Annotated in this window: 24 protein-coding genes and 1 pseudogene; 18 read left to right on the forward strand and 7 right to left on the reverse strand. The window is 61.4% G+C overall.

The features are described 5' to 3' along the window. Positions 1-87: 87 nt before the first annotated feature. Positions 88-870, forward strand: a complete 783-nt coding sequence (locus BLV07_RS23405) for an enoyl-CoA hydratase/isomerase family protein (RefSeq protein WP_091890278.1) — start codon at positions 88-90, stop codon at positions 868-870. Positions 871-917: 47 nt separating this feature from the next. On the opposite strand, the gene BLV07_RS23410 is transcribed toward BLV07_RS23405, so the two are convergent. After that, entirely contained in the window at positions 918-2,156 is a 1,239-nt protein-coding gene (locus BLV07_RS23410; protein WP_143035478.1) for a site-specific integrase, read from the reverse strand. Positions 2,157-3,836: 1,680 nt separating this feature from the next. On the opposite strand from BLV07_RS23410, the pseudogene BLV07_RS23415 reads away from it, so the two are divergent. From BLV07_RS23415 to BLV07_RS23440, 6 genes and pseudogenes are all read left to right on the forward strand, one after another. After that, positions 3,837-4,172: pseudogene (locus BLV07_RS23415) on the forward strand (ParB N-terminal domain-containing protein); the annotation flags it as partial. A 107-nt stretch (positions 4,173-4,279) separates the two neighbouring features. Continuing rightward, positions 4,280-5,341, forward strand: a complete 1,062-nt coding sequence (locus BLV07_RS23420; protein WP_091890051.1) for a DUF7146 domain-containing protein — start codon at positions 4,280-4,282, stop codon at positions 5,339-5,341. A 331-nt stretch (positions 5,342-5,672) separates the two neighbouring features. Then, positions 5,673-6,596, forward strand: coding sequence for a DUF2493 domain-containing protein (locus BLV07_RS23425; RefSeq protein ID WP_091890053.1), 924 nt, complete (start codon positions 5,673-5,675; stop codon positions 6,594-6,596). 139 nt (positions 6,597-6,735) lie between these two features. Then, positions 6,736-7,017 (forward strand): hypothetical protein, encoded by a 282-nt coding sequence (locus BLV07_RS23430; RefSeq protein WP_143035479.1) that lies wholly within the window; start codon positions 6,736-6,738, stop codon positions 7,015-7,017. A gap of 777 nt (positions 7,018-7,794) precedes the next feature. Beyond that, positions 7,795-8,106, forward strand: a complete 312-nt coding sequence (locus BLV07_RS23435; protein ID WP_091890059.1) for a DUF736 domain-containing protein — start codon at positions 7,795-7,797, stop codon at positions 8,104-8,106. A gap of 364 nt (positions 8,107-8,470) precedes the next feature. Beyond that, positions 8,471-9,661, forward strand: a complete 1,191-nt coding sequence (locus BLV07_RS23440; protein WP_502690205.1) for a DUF932 domain-containing protein — start codon at positions 8,471-8,473, stop codon at positions 9,659-9,661. 154 nt (positions 9,662-9,815) lie between these two features. On the opposite strand, the gene BLV07_RS23445 is transcribed toward BLV07_RS23440, so the two are convergent. Then, a complete protein-coding gene (locus tag BLV07_RS23445; RefSeq protein WP_091890065.1) occupies positions 9,816-10,046 on the reverse strand; it encodes a helix-turn-helix domain-containing protein in 231 nt (76 codons plus the stop codon). A 100-nt stretch (positions 10,047-10,146) separates the two neighbouring features. Between BLV07_RS23445 and BLV07_RS48960 the strand changes: the two genes are divergently transcribed. The 8 genes from BLV07_RS48960 to BLV07_RS23485 all read left to right on the forward strand — a co-directional run bounded on the left by BLV07_RS48960 (position 10,147) and on the right by BLV07_RS23485 (position 14,812). Then, positions 10,147-10,419: a DUF2285 domain-containing protein gene (locus tag BLV07_RS48960; RefSeq protein ID WP_091890068.1), complete on the forward strand. Its 273-nt coding sequence runs from the start codon at positions 10,147-10,149 to the stop codon at positions 10,417-10,419. 165 nt (positions 10,420-10,584) lie between these two features. Then, positions 10,585-10,779, forward strand: coding sequence for a transcriptional regulator domain-containing protein (locus tag BLV07_RS48965; RefSeq protein ID WP_091890073.1), 195 nt, complete (start codon positions 10,585-10,587; stop codon positions 10,777-10,779). Between the two features lie 166 nt (positions 10,780-10,945). Then, a complete protein-coding gene (locus tag BLV07_RS23460; RefSeq protein ID WP_244551194.1) occupies positions 10,946-11,356 on the forward strand; it encodes a DUF2285 domain-containing protein in 411 nt (136 codons plus the stop codon). Between the two features lie 132 nt (positions 11,357-11,488). Next, entirely contained in the window at positions 11,489-11,770 is a 282-nt protein-coding gene (locus BLV07_RS23465; RefSeq protein ID WP_008561544.1) for a helix-turn-helix transcriptional regulator, read from the forward strand. A 21-nt stretch (positions 11,771-11,791) separates the two neighbouring features. Then, a complete protein-coding gene (locus tag BLV07_RS23470) occupies positions 11,792-12,673 on the forward strand; it encodes a replication initiator protein A (RefSeq protein WP_091890079.1) in 882 nt (293 codons plus the stop codon). 270 nt (positions 12,674-12,943) lie between these two features. Continuing rightward, on the forward strand, positions 12,944-13,408 hold the full coding sequence (locus BLV07_RS23475) for a DUF2840 domain-containing protein (RefSeq protein WP_091890082.1): 465 nt from the start codon (positions 12,944-12,946) through the stop codon (positions 13,406-13,408). Then, on the forward strand, positions 13,405-13,917 hold the full coding sequence (locus BLV07_RS23480) for a S26 family signal peptidase (protein ID WP_091890086.1): 513 nt from the start codon (positions 13,405-13,407) through the stop codon (positions 13,915-13,917). The genes BLV07_RS23475 and BLV07_RS23480 overlap by 4 nt, the downstream gene beginning before the upstream one ends. Positions 13,918-14,095: 178 nt before the next feature. Continuing rightward, positions 14,096-14,812 carry a lytic transglycosylase domain-containing protein gene (locus BLV07_RS23485; protein ID WP_091890283.1) on the forward strand — a complete coding sequence of 239 codons (717 nt, stop codon included), beginning with the start codon at positions 14,096-14,098 and terminating at the stop codon, positions 14,810-14,812. Between the two features lie 107 nt (positions 14,813-14,919). On the opposite strand, the gene tnpC is transcribed toward BLV07_RS23485, so the two are convergent. From tnpC to tnpA, 3 genes are all read right to left on the reverse strand, one after another. Then, positions 14,920-16,452 (reverse strand): IS66 family transposase, encoded by a 1,533-nt coding sequence (gene tnpC, locus BLV07_RS23490; protein WP_091890089.1) that lies wholly within the window; start codon positions 16,450-16,452, stop codon positions 14,920-14,922. 72 nt (positions 16,453-16,524) lie between these two features. Continuing rightward, positions 16,525-16,878, reverse strand: coding sequence for an IS66 family insertion sequence element accessory protein TnpB (gene tnpB, locus BLV07_RS23495; RefSeq protein ID WP_091890092.1), 354 nt, complete (start codon positions 16,876-16,878; stop codon positions 16,525-16,527). Beyond that, positions 16,875-17,750, reverse strand: a complete 876-nt coding sequence (gene tnpA, locus BLV07_RS23500) for an IS66 family insertion sequence element accessory protein TnpA (protein WP_091890095.1) — start codon at positions 17,748-17,750, stop codon at positions 16,875-16,877. The genes tnpB and tnpA overlap by 4 nt, the downstream gene beginning before the upstream one ends. A 260-nt stretch (positions 17,751-18,010) precedes the next feature. Here tnpA and BLV07_RS23505 point away from each other — a divergent pair, with 260 nt between their 5' ends. From BLV07_RS23505 to BLV07_RS23515, 3 genes are read left to right on the forward strand one after another with little or no spacing between them, the layout of a single operon-like run. Further along, a complete protein-coding gene (locus BLV07_RS23505; RefSeq protein WP_091890286.1) occupies positions 18,011-19,774 on the forward strand; it encodes a relaxase/mobilization nuclease domain-containing protein in 1,764 nt (587 codons plus the stop codon). A 37-nt stretch (positions 19,775-19,811) separates the two neighbouring features. Next, complete coding sequence (locus BLV07_RS23510; protein ID WP_091890098.1) at positions 19,812-21,800, forward strand: conjugal transfer protein TraG; 1,989 nt, start codon at positions 19,812-19,814, stop codon at positions 21,798-21,800. Between the two features lie 6 nt (positions 21,801-21,806). Further along, the gene (locus tag BLV07_RS23515) at positions 21,807-22,229 is read left to right on the forward strand and encodes a ribbon-helix-helix domain-containing protein (protein WP_091890101.1); all 423 of its coding nucleotides are present in this window, start codon (positions 21,807-21,809) and stop codon (positions 22,227-22,229) included. 176 nt (positions 22,230-22,405) lie between these two features. Here BLV07_RS23515 and BLV07_RS23520 read toward each other — a convergent pair whose 3' ends face one another. Both BLV07_RS23520 and BLV07_RS23525 read right to left on the reverse strand, forming a co-directional pair. Further along, a complete protein-coding gene (locus BLV07_RS23520; protein WP_091890105.1) occupies positions 22,406-23,323 on the reverse strand; it encodes an NADP-dependent oxidoreductase in 918 nt (305 codons plus the stop codon). 70 nt (positions 23,324-23,393) lie between these two features. Continuing rightward, positions 23,394-23,939 carry a carboxymuconolactone decarboxylase family protein gene (locus tag BLV07_RS23525; RefSeq protein ID WP_091890108.1) on the reverse strand — a complete coding sequence of 182 codons (546 nt, stop codon included), beginning with the start codon at positions 23,937-23,939 and terminating at the stop codon, positions 23,394-23,396. Positions 23,940-23,946 lie beyond the last annotated feature (7 nt).

The raw sequence follows: 23,946 nt of genomic DNA on the forward strand, positions 1-23,946 counted from the left end.
GCGGCGCCTCGTAGCAGATTGCCCTTGCGCGCGCTGCCCGAGCTGCCGCAAATGATAGCAAAACGGAGCCAAGGAAGCGAGCGTGTCATGACCAACACCACAGCTGTCGTCACCGAAAAGCGCGGGCAGGCGTTCTGGATCACCATCAACCGGCCGGAGAAACGCAACGCGCTGAACGGCGAGGTGATCGCCGGCATCGCCAAGGGCTATCGCGACGCGCATGACGACAAGGACGTCCGCGTCATCGTGCTGACGGGCGCGGGCGACAAGGCGTTCTGCGCGGGCGCCGACCTGCAGAATTCCGGCGCGGCTTTCGCAATGGATCATTCCAAACCAAATGTCGACTATGCCGATCTGCTACGCTTGTCACAGAACGCCACTAAGCCCGCGATTGCGCGGGTCGGCGGCGTCTGCATGGCCGGCGGCATGGGCCTTTTGTGTATGACCGACATGGCGGTTGCGGCCGACCACGTCGTCTTCGGCCTGCCGGAGGTGAAGGTCGGCGTGTTCCCGATGCAGGTGCTGAGCCTGCTGCAGGGCATCGCGCCGCCGCGGCTCGTCAACGAATGGGCGCTCACGGGGGAGCCGTTCGACGCCAAGGCGGCGCAGGCCGCGGGCCTCCTCAATTACGTCGTGCCCAAGGCCGAGCTCGACGCCAAGGTCGAATGGCTGATCGGCCGCATCGTCGACAAATCGCCGACCGCAATCCGCCGCGGCAAATACGCCATGCGCGCGATCGCCTCGATGTCGTTCGACGAGAGCATCGCCTACACCGAAAGCCAGATTGCGCTGCTTGCGATGACCGAGGATGCCAAGGAGGGCTTGAAGGCGTTCAGCGAGAAGCGCTTGCCATTGTGGACGGGAAAATAGGCGATCGTTTCGGGCACGGTTGGATGCTGTAGTCGTTCAATGCAGCGCTATTCCGCGGAATGATCGGCGCTTAGTCGAATAAGGAGTGATCTTGTCCGCTCCTCGCGACGCTTCTTTGTGGCCGTGATCAACTGCTTCCCGGTGCGCTTGGCGTAGGTTGGCAGTTGGCGGCTTGATCTATGACGGCCTGCGGCGCGCAACTCTGCGTCCGTGAGATCGCTGTCGGCACCTTCGGTGAAGCCTCCGTGCCGGAAGGAAGTAAAGGAAAGTTCCTGACGAAGGCCGGCCTCCGCGATGATCTTTTTTACCACGCTGCGCAAATAACGCAGGTCCTTGCGTGGCGTAATCCATGGAAGCGGGGTTGCCGACCGACGATGGGCATGGTCACGCCGGAATACCAGGCCCGGGAGCGAGGTCTTTTTAATCTCGTCGAGCTCGTCCATAAGTTCAGGAAACAGAGGGGCGCCCGTTTCATCTAATAATGGCCACCAGGCTTCCTCTCCATTCTTTGGGTGCACGATCCTGACGCTGTTTGCCCGTTCGCTAGGACGGTAGTGCGACATGTCGAAGGAGCCAAACACGTGCTGCTCCCGCTGCAGCCATTCCCATGACAACAAAGCAGCAGTTGCGATCGAGCGATAGTCGAGCCTTTTCGCGGCAGCCCTGAACGCGACCAGTTCATCCCAAGTTGCGGTTGGTGTGGGCCGTATGGGCTGGCCGGGCGCACGTGATCTTAATCCCATCCGTGAAAATGGATTGCTCGCCGGTACCACTTTTTCTTGGGCGCGCTGGCCAACGAACCAGGCGCGTCGGCAGCTCGCCATGGCCACATTTGCATAGCGACGACGCTCGCGGACGACGACGTCTCCATTCTTGCGTACTTTTGTTACGACTAGCAGCTTTCCATAAACTGCGTCGACGAAGGCCTTCGTGAAATCGGACAATTGCTTCGACCCAACGCGACTTCCGTCTTTAAGCTCGTGATTGGCAAAGAGCGCGAGACTCTTTTTGTACTGACGCTGAGTGGTGCTTTCGATTTCGCCCCACTTCTGGTGATCTTGGAAGATGCCGATTAACCAATCGAACGTGCCGAGCTCGGGAGAGGCCGGCATCATGTCACTTAGACCCCGTGAGCGCCAACTCTCGAATGCGGGCAAGAGGACTTTCTCTACCCGTTCGACGGCACTGGCATAATCGCTCCCTAAAGCTTCAGGGCTCAAATCGCAGCCCTGCCGACGAGCCCAGGTTGGCGGGGAAAAATAATAAGCCACCGTATTGTTCGCCAACAGCTTTCGTTGACAATATCGAGGAGGCTTTGGTGCCGTATCAGCTGAGATCATACCAGACATAAGAGATCCTCCGGCTCCCTGGCGTCACTTCTTCCAATAGGTGCGGCGAAGTGGTCCATGGTCGCCTTCGACCAGACTGGCTGCCGCAGCCGTCCTGTTCCACGACAGCTGATCGGTGGCGGTGCGTCTCCACGGCGGATCGCGCGCGCAAGTTCGCCTGTGTCTTTAAAATCCAGGTAGGCGGCCGCCATATCCGCTCTCATTATCGCTGGCCAGGTTCCAGCGGGTGGGTAGCGAGCAGGCAGCGCTGTGCGTCGTGAAGATGGGCGGTCTGATCTCACTGATGGGGCCCGCTTAGGTCCAACAAGAGCTGAATTCGCTGAACAATGACGTCCGATCTGGAAGATCTAGATGATCTCTACTCGTGGTCGGTGGAGCGAGTAGTCGCCATGGGTGATAAAATGGATTTTTACGATCAAAGATTTTTTCGCTCTACTGCGCAGTGCGACCTAGCGGGGGATAGGCGAAGTTAGCGCGCGAAAAGGAGACCTTGGCGTGCAGTTCTCGAGGAGAATCAATTCTGATCGGCAGGATCCCCAAAAGTGGACATAGTCAGTATCGCCGTTGGCGGTCGTCGGGGGCCGCTAGCAGGCAGTCAACTGCTTTAGATGCATCATCAATGGCTTTTCCGACAGAGTCGCCGGTGGACTTGCATTAAGTATATCGGAGCGCTGTCCGGTGTCGGAATTTGGATGTGCGCGCTGCACCAGACCGGCTCTTGTCGAAGCATGGCAAATTCGAATAGGTGCTCGGCCGCTTATTTTTCGATCCATCCGGTCATTCCCGACCACCTCATTACATAGGCCAGCCGCGAGTTGACGGCCTGTAGCTACACGCTTGAGGCAGCCGGTCGATTCAAAGCCGAATTTGTAACCAGAGACGACACCGGTTCGGGTGAGAAGAACTAAAGAACATGTTCCCATGCTCCAGATCAGGATCTGTGGAACGCAGAGCAGTGCGCGTTAGGAAATTTCGTTCTCCGACTGGCGGATTCCCTCGCTTGCGCGCGTGCGGCTGCCGCCGCACCGGGCTCTCGTGAACCGAGCCGCTTTGCGTCTCGGCCTGCGGCGTTGATCCCTCGCGCAAAGACTAGCGGTGCTCCTCGCCGGGGGCACTCGGGAAAGGGGCTCGCCTGCGGCGATCGCTATCACTGCCCCGTTCCCGGGTGCCGCTATTGAACCGATCTCGTCGCTGCACTCGGACCCGCGTGCCCCTTCGGGTCGCTATGCTCACGCTCTCCGGGTGCCATTTTTGGTTGAGGCGACGTGCCGTTGGCGCGCGCCTAGCCGCGCCTGCAGCCCAAGGCGCTTCAATCCCATCAAGAATCGGGCGCTGCGGTCTGCGTCGCAGAGTTCGCATTCTCTGATACAGACGCCGATCTTGCCGTGGCGGGTTACACGGCTGCCCTCGACGACGACAATCGCGCGATTGTGAGGACTTTTTCAAAAGCCAGCAAGCTCATGAACTAGCTCGTTGGAGTCTTGCCGGAGCCCGCGTTCGACATGATGACCGCGAGCGGAGCGGGAGGCGGGAGGAGAGTGAAAGGGGTGCGGCGGTTTTCGCGATGGGTTGGAGGCCGAGAGAGTGGCTCCCGGCCGCCCGTCGTGGAGAACCAAGATGACGGAGGCTGTACAAAAGATCACCCTGTCGCCTTCGCGCGACATCCGCTTCAACAAACTGGTCCTCAGACAATCGAAGGTTCGGCCTCTCAAGGCCGGAATTTCGATCGAGCAATTCGCCAAAAGTATCACACACCGTACGCTGCTGCAGAGCCTCAACGTATGGCCGATTGTGGAGGCGGAAGCCAATGATACTGGCATGTTTGAGGTGCCGGCGGACGGCCTTCGCTATCGCGCGCTAGGACTTCTCACGAAGCAGAAGCGAAGGGCGAAGGCGCAAGCGGTTCGTTTTGTCGTGCGCGAGGGCGGCGTCCTTGAAGACGAGATCATCTCCTGGGAGCTGCTCATGTTCGTGCCCACGGACGCAAGCGGCATCGAGATCCAGTCGAAAGTGCTCGCCAGCTATCCGCCTGCACCCATCGGCGAGCGGGAGGCTGCGTGATGTCCCGCGAGCCTTGCGAACTGGCACGCCGCCTCGCGCGCGAGGCTGAGGCGGTGTGCCGACACTATCTGTCCAATGGCAAGCGGTCGGGTCGGTACTGGGTCGTCGGTGACGTCCACAACACGCCCGGGCGCTCGCTGTTCGTGCGCCTCCAGGAATCACCTAAAGGCCCAGCTGGCAAGTGGATTGATGCTGCGACCGCGGCGCATGGCGATCTGCTCGACATCATCCGGGAAAGTCTGGCTTTGCGGAGTTTCCGCGAGGTCGCCGAGGAGGCGAGGCGCTTTCTGAAGCTACCTCGTTCTGAGCGGCAATCTACCCCGAAACTCGTTCGTCCAACAGTGCTGGCAGGATCGCAGAAAGCTGCCCGCCGGCTCTTTGCGATGTCCAACCCGATTGGAGGGACGGCGGTCGAAACATATTTGCACCGTCGTGGGATAGCGCGTATCCACGATGGTGGCAGCCTGCGCTTCCACCCACGATGCTACTATCGAGCCAACGAGCATTCGCCGACCGAGACCTGGCCAGCGATGATTGCCCGCGTCACGGACCTCGATGGACGGATCACCGGTGTGCACCGCACCTGGCTCGATCCAGATAGGTTTGATCGGAAGCGGCTTGGCAAGGCTCCGCTTGACACACCACGACGTGCCATGGGCGACCTGCTCGGCAACGCCGTTCGCTTTGGTGCGGTAGACGATGTGCTCGTTGCTGGTGAGGGTATCGAGACCATGCTGTCGCTGCGGCACGTGTTGCCGACGTTGCCGATGGCAGCTGCGCTTTCGGCCAACCACCTCGCAGCTATGTTGCTGCCGACTGGCCTGCGTCGGCTCTATATCGCACGCGACGCCGATGCCGCAGGAGATGCGGCACAGGCTATTCTCACCCAGCGCGCGCAAGCCGTCAGCATTGAATTGATCCCGCTATCGCCGCGGGTCGGCGACTTCAACGACGATTTGCAAATCTTCGGCTCCGATGCCGTCCGAGAAGCGATACGGCGTCAACTCGTCCCAGAGGACGTCGCCCGTTTCCTGCACTCATCGACGGTAGCCGCTGGATAGCTCCGGTGCCTCGATCGAAGTCGACAGATCGATCATCGAGAGGCCGTTTCCGGAAGAGCACGCGTCCTCGGCCTTCTAGAGGGCGATCGGACGGCAAGCGGCCCGGGCCGGCAATGGCTACATCCGGCTATTTTCCGCCGCGCGCGGGCAACACGAAGACAAATTATCCATCTGGCCGGCGCGCTTTGCATCGCGAAGCAAAATAGCCGGCCTCCGCCATCCTCCGCTGCCGCTCCGGCCCCTTTCGGGTTCTGACCCATTCCGCCCGCCGTCTGAGTGATCGCCACGAAGGCCGCGATGGGCGCGGCCGATCCGGCAAAGGACCTCTTCCATGACCGACCACGACGACATCGAACCGCCGCACACCTCTTCTCCAACTGACCACATCCTCACCGAATTACAGCTCTTCGGCTACCGTCCTTTCGACGACCAGCCCGATCCACGGCCGCTTCCCGAGGGCAGGATTATCGCCCACGCCGTCGCAGATATCTTTGATGCCCTGGTCGCGACGTTGAGCGACACGCGGCTTGAGCCGGACCTCAATGATCTGCTCTGGTCGACCGTCAACCTATTCCATCGGGCCGTCGACCGCATCGGACGTCAACTCGACGACAACGAACAGGCGCAACAAAAGAGCCAGCGCGAGCAGAACGGCTCCGAAGTCCGATCGGTCGAACTCGAACGCCTGACGGCGGAAGGCATCACACTGATCGAGCGCCGCAACTGCCTGGAGCTCTTCCGCGATCAGGCCATCGAACGCTTTGAGATACACACTGGGTCATTCTGGCGCCCTCGGTCGGGATCCCTGGTGAATCACCGCGCATTGACCGCAGCGATGATCGACTCCCGCGACTTCATCGCGGCCAGGCGTCGCGCCGAAACCGAGGTCATGTTGCCGCCGGGCCCGAAGATCGCACTCACAGGCGGACTCGACTTCAACGACTATCACCTCATCTGGGATCGTCTCGACAAGGTTCATGCCAAGCATCCCGACATGGTCCTGCTCCATGGTGGCTCTCCCAAAGGGACCGAACTGATCGCCTCCAAGTGGGCGACTAACCGGAAGGTGCCTCAAATCGCCTTCAAGCCCGACTGGACGAAGCACGCCAAGGCAGCACCGTTCAAGCGCAACGACGCCATGCTCGAACTCTTGCCGATCGGCGTCATGCAATTCCCGGGCACGGGAATTCAGGACAATCTCGCCGACAAGGCGAAGCGGCTCGGCATCCCCGTCTGGAGGTTCGGCGGCGCGTGAGCGCCGTCGTCTCCACTCCAAGCCAGAGAGGCGGATTTGCTTAAGGCGAAACTCCGCCTCCTTTTGCTTTCATATTCCAGAGTTGCGCCGTGGTGGTGGAAGGCGCGACGGGTACATCTATGCACATGGAGCCACCACCATGCTCGCTATTGCGCTTGTTTCTGAACACAATCGGCATTGGCTTTGTTCTGCTGGGCCATCGTTGCGAGTGCTGTGTAATGTCCTTCAGTTTTTCCTCGCACTGAGTATCGGGATGATCGCATTTCATGGCGGCGCCGGATCGTTCTGGGAGCAGTTCGCGAACCGTGAGCGGCGAGACCGCCGAGCGAATGTAGATATGAAGCAGATCGACATGGCGAGAGCCGCGGAACAGTTGCTGGCGACGACCGCTTGGCGCTCACTGCTGAGCGCTCACTGCTGAGAACGACCAAGCCGGAGAAACGGGCGGCTGCGCCAAACGAGGCGCAAGGTTGTGATGCATACTCGCTGCGGAGGACACAAGAGCCGGTGCCGCCTGAGCGGTCCCGGTCAGCATCAAAGTTTCGGCCGCGCGCCTGCCCGGCGCGCGGCCGATTTTTGCGCACAGCGGCGTCCGCTAAATGGAAGGCATGCCATGATCAAGGCCTCGATCCCTCTGATCTATGCCGCTTGCGGCAGCAAAGGGGACGGCTGTATCGTGCTCGTCAATCAGCAGCAAGCGATGAGGCTGGACGCATTGATCGTGTGATGCCTGGAGCATTTGAGATTGCTGTCTGGGGATTACCCCGGTCGCATTCCCGCACCTAGCACGCGGGAATACGAAGTCGGGCGCTAGCGTTTGCCAAGATGCGTCTTTCTTGCCGTTGATGCTCCGGCGCCAGCAGGCGTTCGATCGACCCAGGTATGTCCTTGTGCTGCGTCGGCATCGGCCGCCATGGTTGTCTCCGTCAGTTCGTTCAGGGCGCGTCCAACGCAACCTCGAATGGGCTGATCAGGCCCGAGGGACGGCAAGAGCCTCGATCGCCTTCCCGCAACGGCTGCGCCTGCTTTTTTCCCCTGCCGCGAAGAGGCGACATTCCTCGCGGAAGACAAAAAAGCAGGCTATCGCCGTCCTCCGCTAGCGCTGCGGGCCTGAAGGCTGCGGGCCGATCGCTCCCCGGGCCAAGGATCGCCATCGAGGCTGCGATAGGCGCGGCCCGAGCAACAAACGGAGACCACCATGGCTACCATCGGCAACTTCACCGCTTCGGACAATGGCTACATCGGCTCGATCAAGACGCTGACGCTGAACATCAAGGCACGCTTCGCCGCATCCGAGAAGGACAACGAGAAGGCGCCGGACTACCGCATCTTCGCCGGTATGATCGAATTCGGCGCCGCCTGGAAGAAGACCGCCCGCGACAGCGACCGTGAATACCTCTCGGTCAAGCTCGACGACCCGAGCTTCCCGGCCCCGATCTACGCTTCGCTGGTGAAGGTCGAAGGCGACGAGGGCTTCACCCTGATCTGGTCCCGCCGTAACGGCGACTGATCCCTCGGCATCATCGCCCCCGCCTCCTCGGAGGCGGGGCCTTTTTTTTGCGTTTCCCACGCTGCTTTGCGGGAAGAAAAGCATTTTTCTTTGAAGAGATGGCTAAGGGCTTCGCCCTCGCGCGGGCAAGGGTGAAGCACGGCTCGCCGTGCCGGCCGGAGCGGTATCCCCGGTCTTCCGCGTTTCATGACGACGTCGTCGTCAGGCGCGTGCAGACGCGCGCTTTTAGCGCGCCCTTATCAGGCGGGTGATCCCCCTCCGCGTCCTGCCGCCCTTGCCCTTGCTACCCCAGGTCTCGCCGACGGGCAGGGTTGCAGCGCAGCGCTGCGCTTCAACCTCAGCCCATAGGAGAATGACCATGAACATGATGACCCTATCCCAGAGCGAGCAGCCTGCTTCGGGCGGTTTTCGCGTGGATGTATCGCGCGGCCAGCGGATCGGCCGCGTGTCGTCCGAGTGGTTTGCGCGACCGGATGACGAGCGCTTTCTGAATTTGCCGGACCTCTATGAGGCGGTACGAGGACGAGCCGAGCGCGCGCAGGCGCGAACGGTGGAGAGCCGGGCCATTCGGGTGGAGGCAAATCGAGACAATTTGGAGCGGCTGGCCCTGACGGTACCAGGACGTGACGAGCCGGTGGTGCCGACCCATTGGAGCTTTGGCCAGTTGTGCACGCTGGTCGGTGCGCCGACATCCTATCTGAGGCAGCTTCCCGCGGCCCTGTCCGCCATCAATCTGCAACACGGCCTGCTGTCGCATCGCGCCGAGCTCGTGAAGACCCTGGAGACCAATAGCGGACGTGTTGAGCTTCGTGCTGTCACCGGGCCGGACTATGGCCGCATTTGGGATCATGAGTTGGTCGCCGCGGTCATGAAGATCGCGGGCAATGGCACCGGTGACACGCGGTGGAAGGTGCCGGGCGTGATGGATTGGGCGACCATGACCCATAATCCCTTTGTGGACGTGACCAAGGACACGACCACGCTCTACGCCAGTGACCGCGACGTGTTTCTGTTTCTGGTCGACGACACCAACCCAATCGAGGCGGGGCGCCTCCCGGATGGGGCGCCGGATTTGTATTTCCGGGGATTTTATTGCTGGAACAGCGAAGTTGGTAGCAAGACGCTGGGTATTGCCAGCTTCTATCTTCGCGCCGTCTGCATGAACCGCAATCTCTGGGGCGTGGAGAATTTCGAACAGATCAACATCCGGCATTCGAAATTCGCCGCGCAACGCTTTGCGCATGAAGCCGCTCCCGCGTTGACGACCTTTGCCAATTCCTCGCCCGCGCCATTCGTCGCCGGTATCAAGGCGGCTCGGGAGCGGATTGTTGCCCGCACGGAAGAGGACCGGGAGACTTTCCTCCGCAAAGGCGGGTTTTCCAGATCCGAGACGGCGAAGATCATCGAAACCGTTCTAGGTGAAGAAAACCGAAAGCCGGAAAGCATCTTCGATTTCGTGCAGGGGATCACGGCGCTTGCGCGAAACAAAGCGCATCAGGACGCGAGGCTTGAACTGGAAGGAAAGGCAAAGCGCTTGATGGAACGAGCAATCTGAGAGAGCGAGCCGCGCAATCAAGATCGGTCGCGCGGCTACCTCCATCGTGCCCTGTGCATCGCCACCCGTCCGGCAAGCCGGACCGGTGGCGATGACGCGTGTCCGCGTCCGGCGCTCGCCGAGCCTTCGGCCCGGCTCGCGAGTCGGGTCGCGCCTACTTGGCGCGACCTCTCTTTGCCGTCCGTTTTAAGAATTCATCAGGCTCGACGTCGAGCTTATCGGCAAGGCGACCAATGACCTTTATGCTGACGTGGTATACGCCCTTCTCGAGCTGACTCAGATAGCTCCGACTTATCTCAGCTTCCAGAGCCAGTTCGTCTTGAGACCATCCCCTCGCATTGCGTAGACGACGCAAGTTAGTGGCGAATGTCTCCCGCAAATCCATGCGGGCAAAGATGCCGCTTGTTCAGTATATTGCACCTCGATATACTTAACAAAGTGCGGCTCCTGAACCATTAGACAGTGAACTCTACGACCTTAAGATCATGCAGACATCGCCGCTCGATCCCAATGTGGCTGACGTAGCTCCCAGTGGGCCAGTACTGACATCTTACGATGAGGAGCACATTGTAACGTATATTCGCCTTCTGCAGGCGGAGGGTGAGGGGGCGGACTGGCGAGAAGTCGCTCGAATCGTCTTGCATATTGATCCGGAGCGAGAGCCGGACCGTGCGCGGACCGCATATCAGAGTCATCTTGCGCGCGCCAAATGGGTCACCGAGCAGGGACGCCTCTTGCGTGGCGCCGGCTCAAAATAGAAGAGAACTGCCGACTAGAGACTTGCAGCCAAAACGATTTTCTCCGGCTGACCGGTGGTCATTCTCATGCACCACGTGGTGCCAAACTAGGGGCTTCCTACAACCGCCTCGTTCATAATTATTGCGCCGCAATCCTTGTTAGCTGCGTGCAATGGGGCGGAAGCAATGCCTGAATTTGACTGGCGATCGCCAGATTCGTTTAAGAGCCTAGAGAACGCTGAGATCACTCACATCGCCTGGGAAGGTCTTCGCATGAACGTGGACTACCAACGCGATTACGAAACAATGATTGCGAACAGCCCGGATGGCGAAGTGACTGAGGAATTCAGGAGGAGGTGGGGCATCTGCTTTCGCCCATGATCCGCAAAAGTCCTCCAAAGAACAGGCGATCTTTTGGACACCTGAAGTTCTGGCGTCCGTTGTCCCCGTGACAACCGCGCCAGCTGTTTTTCACAGATCGCCGTCTCAGCCACTGCTCGACATTACTGCCGGACAGGTGTGTCGCGCCGCAGACGGTTGGCACGCGGTGCTGCACATCGGCTCGGTGGAGCATCGCATCTGGTCAAAACAGCCGCTGGCCGGAGGCACTCACTATGCAGTCGAGTTGCCGCTCGACCGCGATTTCGAAGCGCGCGCGCACGCTGCCACGCGGCTGTGGCGAGCGATGAACGGACGCGCGCCGCGACCTGCCTTTCATCGCTTGCCCAAACGGCGGCGCGAACGACTATGCGCAGCCCTTCGCGCGGTCGCCGCGTATTTAGCCGGCGCGACTTATCGTAGCATCGCTGAAGCTCTGTTCGGGGAAAAGCGCATACCCGATGGTGCCTGGAAAACGCACGATTTGCGCAGCCGAACCATCCGTCTCGTAAAAAGTGGCCTCGCGTTGGTGCGCGGAGGCTATCGCAAACTTCTGCGGCCCGGGCGCGGGAACAAGTAGCGCCGTCCGCCAGGGGTGCCGAAAATCAGCCCCCCAATATTCGGCATCCCCTCCGAGAACTTGCTTCTCCATGATGACCGCACACACGCCGGCCTAGCCAAGCGTAGTGCGCTGTCCTCTTGGAGTTCTCAAATGCCCGATCCGATGGCCGGTCTTCCCCCGCGATTCCTGCGTACACCTGAGGCCGCGCGCTATCTTGGCCTGTCCGGTCGCACGCTCGAGAAGCACCGCACGTACGGTACTGGACCGACGTATCGGAAGATCGGCGGACGTGTTGTCTACGCCGTCGATGACCTGAAAGCTTGGGCCGACCGGGGCGCCAAGACCTCGACGTCCGACCCCGGCAAGGGGACCGTGCTGCCAGCTAAGAAGCACCCAGCGCTGCGCCCGTATGCGGGCCAGGAACGTCGGTGACACCGCGTGAGAGCAGTGACCATGCGGCGAAAACACCAATCCGAGCGTGACCAGCTTGAGCTCTTTCGAGCACTACCTGGCAATCTTGCGCCCCGTGACGCGCAGGATCTGATGGCTTATCCATTCTTTTCGCTCGCAAAAACAAAGAGGATCGTGCCGATCGATTTCCGTGCGGGTGCAATCGCAATTCGTGTCGAAGCCGTGCCGGAACATGGCATGGCGACGATCTGGGATGCGGACGTTCTGATCTGGGCTGCGTCCCAGATCGTCGAAGCCCGCGACGCAGGTCTGAAGACTTCGCGTCTGATGGCTGCAACGCCGTACGAGATTCTTACGTTCGTCGGCCGCGGCACCAGCGCACGCGACTATGACCGGTTGAAGGCTGGTCTCGACAGACTTCAGTCAACGACTGTGTTGACATCGATCCGCCAGCCAGCAGGACGACGGCGGCATCGCTTCTCGTGGATCAACGAGTGGAAGGAGACGGTCGATGCAAATGGTCGTCCATTTGGGCTCGAGCTGATTCTGCCTGATTGGTTCTACGCGGGCGTAATCGATGACGCGCTCGTGCTCACGACCGACCGTGCCTATTTCGATCTGACGGGCGGACTTGAGCGCTGGCTTTATCGGCTTGTCCGCAAGCACGGCGGTCGGCAGGACGGTGGCTGGAGTTTTGATCTTGTGCACCTCCATGCCAAGTCCGGCATCCTCTCACCGCTCAAGCACTTCACGTACGACGTACGTCAGATCGTCCAGCGTCAGACATTGCCGGGCTATCAGCTCGTGCTCACGCGCGATCCGAACGGCACCGAGCGACTGAACTTCGCGCCTACGCCTGTTGATCCCTTAACGGCACGCCTGCGCCAGCGCGGTCTCATTCCAAATTCGGAGGACAACCTGTGAATCAGCTCGTGTCGTGCTATCCGGGACCCGATCCTCGTGCTATCGGGGACCGGAATCGAGCCGAAGTGCTTGTTTCTCCACACTTTCCAGCTGCTCTAACTCTACTAACCAGAAATCCTTCGGATTTCTTCTAACGGATCAGGCCGAAAGCCGCGTTGGCAGCGCTTGGCAACGGCAGTCCGACAGTCCAGCCGGCCTTTGCAGGCCATACACACTCTCCACCGAGCCCCAAGCTCACGGCTGCCAGCTCCAGCGTCAGGGAGCCGCCGCATGAGCGATCTCACGGAAGTGGAAGTGTTGTGGCTCGAGAAGCGTATCGAAAACCGCATTCGGTTCGGTCGCATCATCGACGAAGGCAAGCTTGATCGTCACAGGCGTGTCCTGTCATTTGCACCGGGCAGCATCTTTGCCTTCGTCCGTTGGACCTCCAACGACTTTGGCACGATTATCTCGCGGATTGACATCTTGCGTGCGGTCGCACCGGGACAGCGCTGCTCGACCGTCCCGTATGTGAAGCCCGGCGGGGAGATCTTGCTGCGGCTCTCCGGTTGGCCGACAGTCGAACGGGTGCTGCAGATGGTCGACGCCATCGAAGCGCTCGGCATTGATCCCGCCGACGTCGCTCCTAACCACTGGCATCACATTCACAATCGTCTGTCCGTCAACGAAAACCCGCGCCCCTACACGAAAGCCCGCCACCAGGCATGGCTTCACCGGCAGAGGGTCATGCGATGAAACCGCGGCTCAAGACGCTGACCACGATGCTCTGCGGTGCTGTCGCACTTGTCGCACCAACCGTTCTGGAGATTACGCCGGCCTACATCTGGAATGCATCCGAGAGCGTACCCATCGGGCTCTACCGCGTGCAGCCGGTGGACAAACTGTTCGTTACGGAACTCCTCACCGTACAGCCACCGGAGCCGCTCGCGACGTTCCTCGACCTGAACGGCTATCTGCCAGCCGGATTGCCGATGCTCAAACGCGTGCTGGCGCTTCCCGGGCAGACCGTTTGCCGAAGCGGGCTCACCATTTCGGTTGACGCCATCGAAATGGGTGAAGCCCGAGATCGCGACGGCCGCGGCCGTCCCCTCCCACAATGGCAGGGCTGCAGCCTCGTCGGTGACGGCGAGCTCTTTGTCATGAACTGGCAGTCCACCAGCTCGCTGGACGGCCGTTATTTCGGGCTCTTGCCGGCATCGGCTGTCATTGGCCGCGCGCTGCCGGTGTGGACCTGGGAGGATTGATGGTGCGTATGCTGCGAGTCCGATCTGCCATTCCTCTGTTCGGCCGAGTGCTGTACCATTCCTCCATGCCGACCAACCTCTGCTCAGCCGTCGCGTGGAGCGGCAGTCCAGGGCGGCCGGAAGGCCGGCGCGAAGCAGCTTACCCTGGACGGGCGCGAGCACGGCGGCACGCTTGCACTTGTTTGAGAGGAGCCTGCGCGTTGTCGCGCCGTTGTTTGTGGCGCTGACTGTGAGCAACGATCATGCTGTCGCCGAGACGCCAACCGCGGATCCTTCAGCGAGTCATCGAACTAGCGTTCCATTTGCTGATTTCGTCGAGCAGGCCACGCGTCGCTTTGGCATCCCGACGCACTGGGTACGCGCAGTCATACAAGTCGAAAGCGGTGGCGACGTGCGCGCCAGGTCACCGAACGGTGCCATGGGGCTGATGCAGATCATGCCAGCGACGTGGGCTGAACTACGTCTGCGGTTCAGCCTCGGCGACGATCCCTACGATCCCCACGACAACATTATTGCGGGAACCGCGTATCTTCGCGAGCTGCACGACCGGTATGGTTCACCGGGCTTCCTGGCGGCCTATAACGCAGGACCTGCTCGCTACGAAGAGCATCTCGCTGGCCGCGCATTGCCAGCCGAGACGAAGGCCTATTTGCAGAAGCTTGCGTCAGTCATCGGCAGCGACATTGCAGCTTCCAGCGCAGTCGCGAGTCTGCGGTCATCGGCGGGAGCGCTCTTCGTTGGGCGCTCTGAGATCTCGAAGACCGTTGCCGGGCTCCAATCTGGGAGTCCCTCGAACCGAGCTACGACAGCTGCCTCCGTTCACGACGTCTCGGCCATTGCGCCACGAGCAATAGGGTTGTTCGTCCTGAGATCTGATGCGGGAGGCTCGCGATGAGCGAATGCGCAAGCTCGCATGCTTTAGCGCGGCCTGGAGAAGAATGGGCGGAAAGGCGAGCGCAGTGGGGAGGCACGACGTATGCGTCCGGATCCTGCACATGAGACTCAGGTCTTGACAGGATGCTGAGCGTTCCAAGCCCACGGCAGCAGTTCGTCCAGACGGTTGATCGGATGTCCGTCGATCATTCGCTGCAGCACGTCACGCAGGTATGCGTAAGGCTCGACGTCATTGAGCTTACACGTCTCGATCAGCGAACAGAGGATTGCCCATCGTTCCCCGCCGCCGTCGCTACCGGCAAAAAGATGGTTCTTGCGGCCGAGCGCCACAGGTCGGATCGCCCTCTCGACGGGGTTCGTGTCGAGTTCGATGCGGCCGTCATGGAGGAAGCGGGTCAATCCATCCCAGCGCGACAGGGCGTATCGGATCGCTTCGGCGAGATTGCCGCGGCCGGGCAGTTGCGGGAGCTGGACCTCGAGCCAAAGGCGAAGGCTATCAATGATCGGCTTGGCGAGCGCGCGTCGCGTGGCCAGCCGATGTGCCGGCGATTGACCACGTACCTGCGCTTCGACGGCATAGAGGCTGGCGATGCGGCGCAGGACCTCGTGCGCGATGGGCGTGTCCTCGGCTTGCGCAACCTCGTAGAACTTGCGCCTGGTGTGCGCCCAACATGCGGCGAGAGTGATCTTTCCGGCGTCGGTCAGCCGCTCGAATCCCGCGTAACCGTCGACATGCAGGACGCCCTTGAAGTGTGTCAGATGCGCCGCCGGGCGCTCCGCTTTCCGGTCGGGCGCGAACACATAAACCGCAGCTGGCGGCTCAGGCCCAGCCCAGCTCCGTTGATCACGGGCATACACCCACAGCCGTCCGGTTTTGGTGCGCCCGCGGCCAGGATCGAGCACCGGGATTGGAGTGTCGTCGGCAAACAGGTGATCCGACGAGAACATGTGCTCGCACAGCCGATCGTGCAGGGCCGCAAACCACCAGCACGCGCCGCCAACCCATCCGGCCAAGGTCGAGCGCTCCAGTTCGACGCCATGGCGGGCAAGAATCTGCGCCTGTCGATAGAGCGGTGTGTGGTCGCAGTATTTGCTGATCAGCACCTGCGCGAGCATGGCTGGCGTGGCCAAACCGCCGGCGATCGGTCGTTCGGGCGCCGGCACCTGGGTGATCGTTGCGCAGCTGCGGCAGGCATATTTCGGGCGGCAGACGCGCACCACGCGCAACTGCGCTGGTACCCAGTCCAGCATCTCGCTGACACTCTCACCGATCGCATGCAGCGCGCCGCCGCAACGCGCACATGTCTCGCTATCGATGTTGAGCACGACCTCTTCGCGGGGCAGATGATCCGGCAGCGGCTTACGCTTCGGCCGCAGTTTTTGCATCGGCGCAGATGCTTCCACCGAGGCTTGCTCTGCCTCGACAGCCGACAGATCGACGTCCAGGTCTTCCAGTCCAAGGGCGAGTTGATCGGCGTCGAGACGCTCGGTGCGCCCAAATTGTGCACGCTGAAGCTGTTTGATGATTGCTTGGAGACGCTGGATCTCGCTGTTCCGATGCATGATGACCGAAGAAATGTCGCGCACCAGGCGATGCAGAAGCGCAGTATCCGACGGCAGATTGTCGAGGTCGAGCTGCATGACCGATTCTACTCGGGCATGCTGATTCGACGAAGCAGATTCCCTATATTTTATACGGGTTTTTGCAATTTATCAGCCAGCGACTGCGGGCCGCCATCGACGCTCCGGCGTGCGCCAGTCGATGCCTTCGATCAGCATGGCCAACTGCGCCGGAGACAGCGTCACCGTGCCGCCGGGATCGCTCATTCTTGGCCAGATAAAGCCGCCTTGATCGAGCCGCTTGCTGAACAGGCAAAGCCCGTTGCCATCCCAGAACAGAATCTTCAGCGTGCTTGCCTTCTTGCCTCGGAAGGCAAACAAGTGGCCAGAGAATGGATCCTTCTTGAGGTGTTCCTGAACGAGCGCGGCGAGGCCGTCCAGGCCCTTGCGCATGTCGGTATATCCCAAAGCCAGATGCACCTTCACGCCGGCCGGCACGATCATCATCGCGCAGTCTCCTGCTCGATGACGTGGCGACGGACTGCATCCGGATCACTGCCGATCGGTGCGAAGACGCGACGCCCATCGTGCAATTCGACAACCGTCATGCCGTTAGGCGGCTGCAACAGATCGCTCAGGACGAGCGTTGCGGATTGTGCGCCGGCGACCTTCACAGCCGCCAATTTCGCCGGTACTCGCTTGCTGAACCCGAGCTGGACCCGCCACCGGAACAACATGCTGGTGACGATGCTGTGGCGCCGGCAAACCTCGGCAGCGGTGGCACCGGGGAGCTCGGACTCGGTCGCGATCGCGAGCTTTTCCTCCTCACTGAAGCGACGCCGGTTGGCGCGTTCGTCGCTCGGCGGATCGGCGGTTGGTGCATCTGTCAAGCGGCTTCTGGCGCGAGACCCCTTAGCAGCGCTGCTAACACTAGTGCTTATTAGTGGGCGGGCACTCGGATGAAGCTGCGTCCGCCAGTCGATTTCCACCTCATTGGCGTCGATCAGATCGCGCCACCGCTTCAGGCTGTGCTGCGATATGCCATGTGCCCGGGCATAGGCTTGCATGCTCAGTCCGCACCACCTCATCGCTTCAACGTGCATTGCCCAGAACGCTTGGACGGCTCTGCAGCGCTGGTCCTTCGACACTGGAGCCTGATTCTTGCGGAGCCGCTCCCGGCGTTCCTCTCGGCGCAATTCCGCACGTATTTTCAGTGTTTCAGCGTCAATCAGATGGTGCAGCCAGCGATCGAATGTGCCGCCACTGAGACGATGCTGACGACAATATTTGCGCTTGCTGAGACCGCTTCGCCGCCAGGCTTCAACGTGTACCGACCAAAACGAACGGCGCGCTTCGTTCTTGAAATATTCCGTACCCACCGGAGATCCTCCAATGCAGCAAGGAACCCGATATGGAACGACAACGCACTATCGAAAAGTCGTGCAGGATCCGGACGCTTACGCACGACAGCAGCACGGCGAGATAAAAGGGGCTCGCCGGTCGAACCGCAAGCCATTGACATGGCTTGGGTTCCGGCGTGCCGGTCGGTCGGGGCGCGTGCCGCGCCTAGCATTTTGACGAATGCAATCAAGGACGTTTTCGGCACCATTTGCGCTTTTGACCGTTGGAGGGCCTTGCCGTGAGCATGGGCGACAGCGACCTGCGTATTCGACCGGGGCGCATCCGCAGCACCCGCGCGCCGAAGCAAAAGAGCTTTATCAACCAGGTGCTGCGGGCGGCGAAAAAAGCCGGACACACCTCGGGTCAGACCGTGGCCGGCAGGCGTTCGGTGGCCTATGGGCGCTCGACGTTTGGCCGCGGGCGCATCGCCTTTAGCCGCGCCAGATTGTTCAGCCCGACGCGGCGCGTTGTGGTGAAGGCGCGTGTGGTTTGCCACAAAGGGCGCGCCTTCCGTTCAGCACCGCTGAGCGCCCACCTCGCCTATCTGAAGCGCGACGGCGTGACCCGGAGTGGTGAGCGGGCCGAGATGTTCGATGCCTGCAGCGACCGCGCCGATAGCGCGGATTTCGCGGAACGCTGCAAGGACGACCGGCATCATTTCCGGTTCATCGTCTCACCCGAGGATGCCGGCGAGATGACCGACCTGAGGGCCTTCACCCGGGATCTCGCCAAGCAGATGGAGACCGATCTCGGCACGCGGCTCGATTGGGTCGCTGTCGATCACTGGAATACCGACAACCCTCACGTCCACCTTCTCGTTCGGGGAGTAGATGAGGAAGGGGCGGATCTCGTGATCTCCCGCGACTACATCAGCCAGGGCATGCGCTCGCGCGCCGAGGAACTGATCGCGATCGAACTGGGTCCAAAAGCGGAGCACGAGATTCGCAATTCGCTGGAGAGGGAGGTCACCGCAGAGCGCTGGACGCGGCTCGATCGGGAGATCCGGCTGACGGCAGATGAGACCGGCGCTATCGATCTTCGCCCGGAGAGTCCCGGCCAGTCCGATCCCGAGATCCGGCGCCTGATGGTCGGTCGCCTTCAACATTTGGAGAAGATGGGCCTTGCCGCATCGGAGCTACCCGGCGAATGGATGGTTGGGCTCGAGGCCGAGCGCAGCTTGCGCGACCTCGGTATGCGCGGCGATATCATCAAGACCATGCACCGCGCCTTTGCCGAGCGTGGGGAAGCGCGCGGCGTTGCCGACTTCGTCATCGAAGGCGGACAGCCGTCGTCCCAGATCATCGGACGATTGGTCGACCGGGGATTGCATGACGAACTGACCGGTGAGGCGTACGCCCTGATCGACGGAACAGACGGGCGCGCTCACCACGTGCGTTTCCGAGGGCTCGAGGCTTTCGAGCATGCACCGCCGGCGGGCGGCATCGTCGAAGTCCGACGCTTCGGTCCGGCCGGCGATACGCGCCCCACCTTGGTCCTCGCAACCCGTTCTGATCTCGATCTTGGTGGCCAGATCACCGCAAAGGGGGCGACCTGGCTTGACCACAGGCTGGTCGAACGCGAGCCCATGCCGCTTGCCATGGGCGGATTCGGCCGCGAGACGCGCGAGGCCATGGAAGCCCGTACCGAGCAGCTGATCCAGCAGGGTCTGGCGCGGCGGGAGGGCCAGCGCATCATCCTGCAGCGCGACCTGTTGAACACGTTGCGCCGGCGCGAACTGGACGAGGTGACCGCAAAGGTCTCGGCCGACACCCGCCTGCCTCACGTGAACGCCGCCACTGGGGAGCATGTGGCGGGCACATATCGCCAGCGGCTGACGCTCGCTTCGGGACGGTTCGCCATGATCGACAATGGACTCGGCTTCCAGCTTGTGCCCTGGTCGCGCGAACTCGAAAGGAAGCTCGGCCAACACGTCACCGGCGTCGTGAAGGACGGTGGTGGCATCGAATGGGGCTTTGGTCGGAAGCGCGACATCGGCCTCTAGCAATCTCTCCAATTCAGTTGCGGAAAGGGCGTTCGGGATGTCCGGAACCAAAATCCTCTGGGAACAGGTGATCGTTGTCGGCCTGATCGTCTTGCTGGCCATTTGGGGAGCAACCGAGTGGACGGCTTGGCGGCTCGCCTGGCAACCGGAGCTTGGGCGGCCCTGGTTCGAACTGTTGGGTTTCAAGGTCTACTACCCGCTCGTCTTCTTCTGGTGGTGGTTCGTCTACGATGCCTATGCGCCACAGGTCTTTGTCGAGGGTGCCTTCATCGCGGCGTCGGGGACCTTCGTTTCGATCGCGGTGGCGATCGGCATGTCAGTGTGGCGCGCGCGTGAGGCCAAGAATGTCGAGACCTATGGTTCGGCGCGCTGGGCTGACGCAGCGGAGGTTCACGCCGCCGGACTTCTCGGTCCGGATGGTGTGGTGCTGGGCAAGCTCGACCGCGACTACCTCCGCCATGACGGACCGGAGCACGTGTTGTGTTTTGCGCCCACCAGGTCCGGCAAGGGTGTCGGTCTTGTCATCCCGTCCCTGCTGGCTTGGCCCGGCTCGGCCATTGTGCACGACATCAAGGGCGAGAACTGGCAACTGACCGCCGGCTTCCGCTCGCGGCATGGACGCGTCCTCTTGTTCGACCCGACCAACCCGAAGTCCTCAGCCTACAATCCACTCCTCGAAGTGCGGCGCGGGGAATGGGAGGTTCGCGACGTCCAGAACGTGGCCGATGTCCTGGTCGACCCCGAAGGCTCGCTCGACAAGCGGAACCACTGGGAGAAGACCAGTCATTCGCTCCTGGTCGGCGCCATCCTCCATGTCCTCTATGCCGAGGCAGACAAAACCTTGGCCGGCGTCGCAGCCTTCCTGTCCGATCCGAAGCGGCCGATCGAGGCGACGCTGAAGGCGATGATGACCACGCCGCACCTCGGCGAGCAGGGCGCCCATCCCGTGGTCGCCTCGACCGCGCGCGAACTTCTCAACAAGTCCGAGAATGAACGCTCCGGCGTCCTGTCCACCGCGATGTCGTTCCTCGGACTCTACCGTGATCCCGTCGTGGCCCGAGTGACTAGCGGTTGTGACTGGCGGATCGCTGACCTGATTGCAGATGCCAGCCCCACAACGCTTTATCTCGTGGTGCCGCCATCCGATATCTCGCGGACCAAACCGTTGATCCGCCTGGTGCTGAACCAGATTGGCCGGCGGCTGACCGAGGACTTGCATGCCCGAGATCGCCGGCATCGTGTCCTGATGATGCTCGACGAGTTCCCGGCGCTCGGGCGGCTTGATTTCTTCGAGTCCGCGCTCGCCTTCATGGCGGGCTACGGCATCAAGAGTTTCTTGATCGCGCAATCGCTCAATCAGATCGAGAAGGCCTACGGGCCTAACAATGCCATCCTCGACAACTGCCACGTCCGCGTCAGCTTCGCGACCAACGACGAGCGGACCGCCAAGCGGGTATCGGATGCGCTGGGTACGGCGACAGAGATGCGCGCGATGAAGAACTACGCCGGGCACAGGTTGAACCCATGGCTGGGGCACCTGATGGTCTCACGGCAGGAGACTGCGAGGCCGCTGCTGACCCCGGGCGAAGTCATGCAACTTCCGCCGATGGACGAGATCGTCATGGTGGCGGGCACGCCGCCGATCCGGGCGAAGAAGGCCCGCTACTACGAGGATCGGAGATTCACCGAGCGGCTTCTGCCGCCGCCCGATCCGGTGAGCGCCGGCCCGTCATCGCGAACGGACGGATGGTCAGCGCTCGGAACACCGATGCCGACGGGAAGTCCCACTGACAAAGCCGCGGAGGCCGAGGAAGACACGGCGAACAGCGGGCTCCGTCGTGAGCCCGAACTCCCCGATCACGTCGCGATCGCTAAGGAGACGACCGAACCGACGCCGGCCGAGGAATTTGCGGCCGTTCTCGACGATGACGAGGATGCGGTCCGCAAGTCTCGACTTACGCGTCAGCAGATGCGCGGTGTCGCGCGTCAAGTCGCCATGGACCCGAATGACGGTATGGAGCTCTGAGGCAATATGCGCGACCGAATGAACGTCTATTTCCCGCCAGAGCTTCTGAAACAGATCTCGGAGCTTGCCGATCGCAAGAAGCTTTCCCGGTCTGCGATCGTGGAAGCAGCTGTCGCCTCCTTTCTTTCACCCGACGGAGCGGACAGGCGAGAAGCTGCGTTTACCCGTCGCCTGGATCGGCTTTCCCGTCAGATGCAGAGGCTGGAGCGTGACGTTGGCCTGACGGCCGAGACCTTGGCCCTGTTCATCCGCTTCTGGCTGACGATCACGCCGCCGCTACCCAACGACGCGCAGGCGGCCGCGCAGGCAAAGGGCCGCGAGCGCTTTGAAGGATTTGTCGAGGCGCTTGGACGTCGTTTGCAAAAGGGGCAAAGCTTTCTCCGGGAGATTCCAGAAGATATCCGCCGTCAGGAAACGGAGCAAATCTAGCGGTCTAGCGTCTCTTGTTCCGTTTTCGAACCGAAAGTCGATCAGCGCAACCGAGATCGGCCCGTCGCGCCCCCAAACGCGACTGACGATCGCAATCCTTCGCCTGGCTCGTGCCGAGACATTCGCCACGATCCAGAAGCGGAGCGTAACACGCTGGAGAGAGCCTCCCCCTCGTCCTACGAGCGCACCTGAATGATCGTCTTGCCCTGGCGTCGCTGGGCCGAGCTGAAGGTGGCGACAACATCGTCGAGGGAGGAGACCTTTCCGATGTTTGTCCGCAGTCTTCCGTCCCGCACCCTCTGGACGATCTCGCTCAATTTGCCGCGATCGGCCTCCACGACGAAGTCGATGGCCAATCCGTCCAGCGGCCGAGCCTCCGCCGGGCCGACGATACTCACCAGCGTGCCTCCGGCTCTCACAAGGGCTGCAGACTGCTTCTGGATGTCGCCGCCGATAACGTCAAATGCGAGATCGACGCTGCCGATATCTTTGAGGGCGTCGTTCTCGAGGTCGACGAATTCATTGGCGCCGAAGTCGAGCGCTTTCTGCCGGTCGGCCGCGCGTCCTGTTCCGATGACATAGGCGCCAGCCTCTCGTGCGAGTTGAACGACCATAGAACCGACCGCGCCGGCCGCACCATGCGCAAGCACGCTCTGACCGGCCTGAAGACGGCCGTGCTGGAAAAGCCCTTGCCACGCGGTCAAACCCGAGATCGGCAGACTCGCGCCCACCTTGAAATCGACGTCACCCGGCAATGGCGCCAGATTGCGCGCCTCGATGGCAATATATTCGGCGAGCGTGCCGTCGCGATACCAGTCGGCAAGGCCGAATACGCGCTGCCCCACCGACAGTCCCGTCGTGCCGTAGCCAAGAGCGGTGACGATGCCGGAGAACTCGTGCCCAGGGATTGACGGAGTTCTGTCCTGTTCGCGGCGATCGGTCCACGTCGACGGCCATTCCAATTCCGTCGGAACGAATCCCGATGCGTGAACCTCTACGATCACGTCGTTTATCGCTGGTTGAGGTTCGGGCCGTTCCGCCAGCTTCATCCCGGCAAATCCGGCAGCTTGGTCCGTCGCAATAATCGCTTTCATCTTCGACTCCTTTACGTGTGGTGTTTTTCAGATTCCGAACTTCCCGATCTGCGAACCGAGACGACCGTGCTCAGATCGAGCCGGCCGGTGCCACCGCGGGGAAGTCCTTGTCGGGATGGAACACGTTGTTGAAGAAGTTCGTCAGCGAGTACATGGCCACAAGCGCGACGATCTCTATGATGTTCGCATCCGTGTAGCCCGCATCGCGGACGGCTTGCAGATCGGCGTCCGTGACGTGGCCACGGCTCTCGATGATCTTGCGTGCAAACTGAACGGCGGCATCCCGCTTTGGATCCCTGGCATGCCCCTTTCGGGCGAGAACAATGTCCTCGGCCGGCAGCTTGGCCATATGCTCCGCCGTGAAGCTGTGCAGCGTCAGGCAATAGTCGCAGCCGTTCACTTCGGAGACCGCAAGGCCGATGCTGTCGCGCGTCTTGACGTCGAGCGCCTTGCTCAAGGAGCCGAGGAGAGCGGCCCATGCGTTGAACGCGATCGGGCTTTGCGCGAAGGTCGCCATCATGTTTGGCGTGAACCCGATGTTCTTGGTGAACATATCGAGGGTCGGTTTCGAATCAGCCGGAACGTGTTCCGGCTTCAGAGCAGCAGCTCTGGCCATGATATTC

Origin of the sequence: Bradyrhizobium sp. Rc2d (assembly GCF_900099855.1) — a bacterium.
Classification (GTDB): Bacteria; Pseudomonadota; Alphaproteobacteria; order Rhizobiales; family Xanthobacteraceae; genus Bradyrhizobium.

Coding starts and splice junctions, on each gene's coding strand:
- BLV07_RS48960 (WP_091890068.1), top strand. CDS start 10,147: ATGCAGACATCGCCGCTCGATCCCAATGTGGCTGACGTAGCTCCCAGT.
- BLV07_RS23465 (WP_008561544.1), top strand. CDS start 11,489: ATGCCCGATCCGATGGCCGGTCTTCCCCCGCGATTCCTGCGTACACCT.
- BLV07_RS23525 (WP_091890108.1), bottom strand. CDS start 23,939: ATGGCCAGAGCTGCTGCTCTGAAGCCGGAACACGTTCCGGCTGATTCG.
- BLV07_RS23445 (WP_091890065.1), bottom strand. CDS start 10,046: ATGGATTTGCGGGAGACATTCGCCACTAACTTGCGTCGTCTACGCAAT.
- BLV07_RS23435 (WP_091890059.1), top strand. CDS start 7,795: ATGGCTACCATCGGCAACTTCACCGCTTCGGACAATGGCTACATCGGC.
- BLV07_RS23475 (WP_091890082.1), top strand. CDS start 12,944: ATGAGCGATCTCACGGAAGTGGAAGTGTTGTGGCTCGAGAAGCGTATC.
- BLV07_RS23470 (WP_091890079.1), top strand. CDS start 11,792: ATGCGGCGAAAACACCAATCCGAGCGTGACCAGCTTGAGCTCTTTCGA.
- BLV07_RS23510 (WP_091890098.1), top strand. CDS start 19,812: ATGTCCGGAACCAAAATCCTCTGGGAACAGGTGATCGTTGTCGGCCTG.
- BLV07_RS23515 (WP_091890101.1), top strand. CDS start 21,807: ATGCGCGACCGAATGAACGTCTATTTCCCGCCAGAGCTTCTGAAACAG.
- BLV07_RS23405 (WP_091890278.1), top strand. CDS start 88: ATGACCAACACCACAGCTGTCGTCACCGAAAAGCGCGGGCAGGCGTTC.
- BLV07_RS48965 (WP_091890073.1), top strand. CDS start 10,585: ATGCCTGAATTTGACTGGCGATCGCCAGATTCGTTTAAGAGCCTAGAG.
- BLV07_RS23520 (WP_091890105.1), bottom strand. CDS start 23,323: ATGAAAGCGATTATTGCGACGGACCAAGCTGCCGGATTTGCCGGGATG.
- BLV07_RS23440 (WP_502690205.1), top strand. CDS start 8,471: ATGATGACCCTATCCCAGAGCGAGCAGCCTGCTTCGGGCGGTTTTCGC.
- BLV07_RS23430 (WP_143035479.1), top strand. CDS start 6,736: ATGCTCGCTATTGCGCTTGTTTCTGAACACAATCGGCATTGGCTTTGT.
- BLV07_RS23480 (WP_091890086.1), top strand. CDS start 13,405: ATGAAACCGCGGCTCAAGACGCTGACCACGATGCTCTGCGGTGCTGTC.
- tnpC (WP_091890089.1), bottom strand. CDS start 16,452: ATGCAGCTCGACCTCGACAATCTGCCGTCGGATACTGCGCTTCTGCAT.
- BLV07_RS23425 (WP_091890053.1), top strand. CDS start 5,673: ATGACCGACCACGACGACATCGAACCGCCGCACACCTCTTCTCCAACT.
- tnpB (WP_091890092.1), bottom strand. CDS start 16,878: ATGATGATCGTGCCGGCCGGCGTGAAGGTGCATCTGGCTTTGGGATAT.
- BLV07_RS23420 (WP_091890051.1), top strand. CDS start 4,280: ATGTCCCGCGAGCCTTGCGAACTGGCACGCCGCCTCGCGCGCGAGGCT.